Source organism: Acidiplasma cupricumulans (assembly GCF_001402935.1).
GTDB lineage: Archaea > Thermoplasmatota > Thermoplasmata > Thermoplasmatales > Thermoplasmataceae > Acidiplasma > Acidiplasma aeolicum.
On record NZ_LKBH01000080.1, the window covers coordinates 1 to 5,035 of the forward strand.

The window sequence follows — 5,035 nt, forward strand, 5'->3', positions numbered from 1 at the left end:
ATGTAAACATAGCCATCATTGTCCATTTTTGCTATGTCACCTGTATGGAGCCAGCCATCGCTTAAAACATTATTATTTTCATCGGGCCTTTTCCAGTAGCCCTTCATGACCTGTGGACCCTTAATTAACAGCTCACCCGGAGACCCAATGGGCATCTCTGTAATGCCATCGTCTATTGAAACAATCTTTTCATATGTGTCTGGAACAGGCATGCCAACTGAACCAATCCTTCTATGTGTTATATCATTATCGGATACAATCGGATTAATGTTTGCAACTGGTGATGTTTCACTCAGGCCATAGCCCTCAACAACAACCGCACCGGTAATTTTTTCAAAATCCTTCTGGAGTTCAACCGGCAGTGGCATGGCCCCTGAAATGCATACCCTGATATCCCGCAGGTTATATTTTGATACGTCCTTATAATTCATAATTGAATGGTATAAGGTTGGTATTCCAGGAAAGGCTGTTGGTTTATATTTATTTATTATTTTAAGTGTCATTTTTATATCCCTTGGATCGGGGATCAAAATTATTTTTGAACCTGAGAGCAGTGGAGATAGCATGGCAGTCATCATGCCGTATACATGGAAAAATGGTATTGAGGACAAAAAAGATATATTGTATTTAAACTCATCTGGAAGCCATTCCCTGATCTGGTATGCATTTGCTATTAAATTATAATGTGTTAGCACCGCAGCCTTGGGAACTCCTGTGGTTCCTCCAGTGTACTGGAACAGGGCCGGATCATTCTCTGGATCTATATTATTTAGCGGCGTTTCCCTGGAATTTAAATTTTTATTCCGTTTCAATCTTATGATATTTTCGTTAAAATTTACTCTGGTTAAATTCCTCCTCGATAATTTATATATCCAGGAAATAATTGGTGGCAGGTAATCACCAATGCCTGCAAAGAATATCCTCTTTATTTTCTTTGGATAAAATTTAAGTATTTTCCCGGAGAATTCATCAAGTGTTATTATAGTATCACTTTCTGAATCCTGAAGTTCATCAATGATTTCGCGTTCAGTATAAAGTGGGTTTAACTGAACAATGATTGCACCAAGGCTCATCAATGCAAAGAATACAATGACATACTGGGGTACATTGGGAAGCATTACGGCAACCCTATCACCCTTCTTTATGCCATGGGAATTTAAAAGATCCGCTGTATTATTTATCTCATTTTTTAAATCTTCATATGTGATTAATGTTCCCATAAATTCAACTGCTGCATTTTTTGAATATTTTTTTTCAGATTCTATAAATGCGCTGTATATATTTATAACAGGTATTTCAATGGTCCTTCTGACCCATGGTGGATAATTTTTTGATAGAACATCATCCTGTGCCCTGTAATTAAAGGTATCCAACAATGCCACCCCCGATCTTTTTAATGAATTTTATAAATAAATTTTTATTATACATATTTTAAACAATCAATAAAATTTATTTAATCATTTCAGGCAGGAAATTAATGATTTATTGCATTTTTTTAAGTGCAAGTGATAGGCTGCCGCAGTCCGGGTCAATAACATAAAATTTTAATCCTGCCATTTTAAATGCATTTTCAACCTCGTTTATACTGCAATAGAACAGATGAGATTTATTTCCTGTATCTGTTGAACCAAAATTTTTTATGTAATCTGATTTTATATAATTGCATATTTCACTTTCCTTTTGATGATTTTCGGTTCTGGCCGCAACAATAATTCTCACATCGAAATTTAGGTAATCAATATGCCAGTGCTTCTTCTTATTTTTATTTAAATGCCTGCAAACACGCTGATACAATCCATTAATGGCACTGCCCACATAAAAATAATTTCCGGATATATGGTATTCACCTATTGCACCAATTCTATAATTTCCGGGAATTACATTTATGCCAAGGGCGTAAACTCCGGGTATTTTCTGCATGATTTTAAATTAATAATCGCAATAAAAATATGACGTTTTATAATTCATATTTATGATATAAAATCCTTAATATGAAAAAAATAAATATTATTTTTTAATATACATTCAATGGAAGACGATGAGGAGGAAAGGCTCCATCAGAAGAAATTAAATGAGCTTTTGAACTCTCTTAATCAAAAGGATAAAATTGTCGAGCTTAATAAAGATAATTTCCAGGAATTTATAAAAACCCATGAAATTTCAGTTATTGATTTCTGGGCCCCGTGGTGTGCACCATGCCATATTTTATCACCACTTGTTGAGGACCTTTCAAAAAAATATCCCGGAATATCAGTTGCAAAGGTAAATGGTGATGAAAATATGGAATTATTATACCGGTACAGTGTTACTGGCCTTCCAACCGTTTTATTTTTTAAGAATGGAAGCCTTGTGGAAAGGTCTGTTGGTGTTGTACCTTTTAATGTTCTGGAGGGTAAATTAAAATGGTTAATGCAAAATCACTAATGCTTGGGATTACAGGATTTAGTTACGGCTATTTTATGAGATGCCAGATTCCAAATATAGTGAATCTGTTTAATACCTCTGGCAGGGGGGTTGTATTTAACAGCCTTGACCAGGGCATAGAAAACTCATGGAAGAAGATAATGAGATATAATAATGGCAATTATGATTTTCCTGAGGGATTGAAAAAACTTAATCCGGTTCTAATTAACATACCTGTAAAAAATCCAACAGATGGGGATTACTCATCCAATTATTTAAATTCGGATTTTAATGAGGAAATAAATGGTGTATTTAAGGAAATTAATAACCACATTGACTGTGGCCCGGTAATAGCAGCAATAAACAGCCTTAATAATTACCTTGATGCCGGGGAAAGGTGCGATGTTTATTCATTAATAGATAAAAGCATAGGTGAAATTATAAGAAAATTTGATGAGTTTATCATATTTTCCCCATATGGGGATTTAAAAGCTGATAAAACCTACGAACCATATGGTGTATATATTTCAAGCAGGTCAAGGCCGAATCCGCACGAAACAATTGGAATAGGCAATATAATTGATATTTTCACAAATATACTGTATTTATAATTAAACATTTTTTAAGGCATTTTGCATGGGATTAAAAAATTTGTAATTAAAATTTAAAGCCGTCCATTAGTTTTTTTGCCTCAACTTCCAGTGATCTGGCATCATTATCACTTAAAGGCATTATTGGTTCCCTTGGCTGCCCAACATCATTGCCTGTAATAATCTTAACAAGATTGTATGTTGCCGACCAGGGGCCATATTTCCCTGCAAGGGCTGCGAGGCTGTTTACTGCCAGCTGGGCCTTTCTTCCCGTTTCATTTGAATAGTTTTCGGCTATTATATTAAGGTACCTATATGCATAGTTGCCTGCTCCGGATACATATCCATCCAGGTTTTCCCTGTACGCTGAAAGAACATATTCATCTGGCCCTGTGTAAACCCTGATATCATCTATATTATCCTTAACTGATAATATTTCATGCATGTCATATGTTGTTTCCTTAATTCCTATTATATTTCCACCGGCCTTCCTTATATCTTTTATAATATCATATGTTATATCATACCCAGTTGTCCCTGGATAATTATAAATTATTGTTGGATAAATGCTTGATATTTTAAGGAAATAATTAACAAGCCATTCACGTTTAAATCCCGTAAAATAGTAGGGTGGCAGGGCAGCAACCGCATGAATTTTATTACTTTTTGCATATCTGGCAAGATCAAGTGAATCCTCTAAATTAATGGAACCGCACTGGAGTATAATATTATCCGGTGTGTACAAAAATGCATCCACAAGTTTTTTTCTTTCATCAGGCGTCACTGATGGGCCCAGCCCGGTGCTGCCAGCCATAAATAGAAAATCCATTTTATTTTTCAAAAGATTCTCACCATGCTTTATAAAAAGTTCGGTATCTATTTTATTATTCACAAATGGTGTGACTATTGGTATAATACTATCCTTTTTGGACATATTAAATAAAATGGGTCATTAATATATAAGTATTTGCAATAAAAGAATATTTTTTAAAAATAATTTATTTTTAACCTATTTAATAACCTCAGATATTTCCTGTTTGAGACTCATATAATTGCCTTTATATAATATGCCGTATTTTTCAGCCTTGATTATTGCCTCTCTCATGCTAATATAGGAGGCCATGTTTTTTCCTGCTATATCGAATGCAGTTCCGTGGTCAACCGAAGTTCTTAAAAATGGCAGTCCGGGATTCATGCTAACTGTATGATCAAAGTCATATGTTTTTGCGGCTATATGCCCCTGGTCATGGTATAATGATAAAACAGCATCATAATTTCCCAGTGACGCATAATGAAAAACAGAATCAGCCGGTACCGGTCCATAAACATTAATTTTTCCCATAAATTCCTCAATGGCAGGCCTAATTTCATTTATTTCCTCACTGCCAAACATGCCTGATTCCCCTGCATGTGGATTCAATGCCGCTACGGCTATTTTTGGATTGTTAAAGCCTAAAAGCCTCATCGAATAATATGTCTCAATAATGGCCCTTTTAACATTGTCCTTTTTAACATATTTAACAGCTTCCATTAGTGACATATGCTTTGATAAAAAGGTTATTCTAAGGTTTTTTACCTCAAAAAGTGTGGAGACAAAATTTGATCTGGTTAAATCCATTAACATTGATGTATGATCAATATATTTTGAACCTGCAAGTTTTATTGCCTCCTTATTTATTGGTGCTGTGGCAATTGCATCAACCTTATTTTTTAAAGCGTATTTGACGGCCTCCTCAATGCTTTTCACTGCAATTTCACCTGAATATGCATTTACCTTTCCGGTTTCTATCCTCTGCCCATTCCCAACATTTACAAATTCAAAATCAGATTTTATTTTAGAATTTATGCCACATATTTTTAAGATATCCTCAAAATTATCCCTATCACCGAATAAAATGAAATGATTTTTATCATCATTCATTGATGCAAGAGATTTTGCAACTATTTCAGGCCCTATTCCGGATGGGTCACCAAGGGTTATGCCAATATTTACCATAAATTGTTATTTTTAAATACTATTTATATTTAGTTAATACAATAAA

6 protein-coding genes are annotated in these 5,035 nt (G+C 34.4%); 2 read left to right on the plus strand and 4 right to left on the minus strand.

Annotation, left to right across the window (positions count from 1 at the left end):
- Positions 1-1,373: AMP-binding protein (locus AOG55_RS02560; RefSeq protein WP_236688954.1), on the minus strand; the 1,373-nt coding region annotated here is incomplete at its 3' end.
- Between the two features lie 109 nt (positions 1,374-1,482).
- Entirely contained in the window at positions 1,483-1,920 is a 438-nt protein-coding gene (locus AOG55_RS02565) for a GIY-YIG nuclease family protein (protein WP_048102449.1), read from the minus strand.
- 108 nt (positions 1,921-2,028) lie between these two features.
- Here AOG55_RS02565 and AOG55_RS02570 point away from each other — a divergent pair, with 108 nt between their 5' ends.
- A complete protein-coding gene (locus AOG55_RS02570) occupies positions 2,029-2,424 on the plus strand; it encodes a thioredoxin family protein (RefSeq protein ID WP_055040848.1) in 396 nt (131 codons plus the stop codon).
- Entirely contained in the window at positions 2,403-3,014 is a 612-nt protein-coding gene (locus AOG55_RS02575; protein WP_048102451.1) for a hypothetical protein, read from the plus strand. The genes AOG55_RS02570 and AOG55_RS02575 overlap by 22 nt, the downstream gene beginning before the upstream one ends.
- Before the next feature lie 46 nt (positions 3,015-3,060).
- Here AOG55_RS02575 and AOG55_RS02580 read toward each other — a convergent pair whose 3' ends face one another.
- Positions 3,061-3,927 (minus strand): dihydrodipicolinate synthase family protein, encoded by an 867-nt coding sequence (locus tag AOG55_RS02580; protein ID WP_055040849.1) that lies wholly within the window; start codon positions 3,925-3,927, stop codon positions 3,061-3,063.
- Positions 3,928-4,002: 75 nt separating this feature from the next.
- Entirely contained in the window at positions 4,003-4,989 is a 987-nt protein-coding gene (locus AOG55_RS02585; protein WP_055040850.1) for a 4-hydroxythreonine-4-phosphate dehydrogenase PdxA, read from the minus strand.
- Positions 4,990-5,035 lie beyond the last annotated feature (46 nt).

Bases quoted from the DNA above. Each gene is read 5' to 3' on its own strand.
- AOG55_RS02565 (WP_048102449.1), bottom strand. From the start codon at position 1,920: ATGCAGAAAATACCCGGAGTTTACGCCCTTGGCATAAATGTAATTCCC.
- AOG55_RS02570 (WP_055040848.1), top strand. From the start codon at position 2,029: ATGGAAGACGATGAGGAGGAAAGGCTCCATCAGAAGAAATTAAATGAG.
- AOG55_RS02575 (WP_048102451.1), top strand. From the start codon at position 2,403: ATGGTTAATGCAAAATCACTAATGCTTGGGATTACAGGATTTAGTTAC.
- AOG55_RS02580 (WP_055040849.1), bottom strand. From the start codon at position 3,927: ATGTCCAAAAAGGATAGTATTATACCAATAGTCACACCATTTGTGAAT.
- AOG55_RS02585 (WP_055040850.1), bottom strand. From the start codon at position 4,989: ATGGTAAATATTGGCATAACCCTTGGTGACCCATCCGGAATAGGGCCT.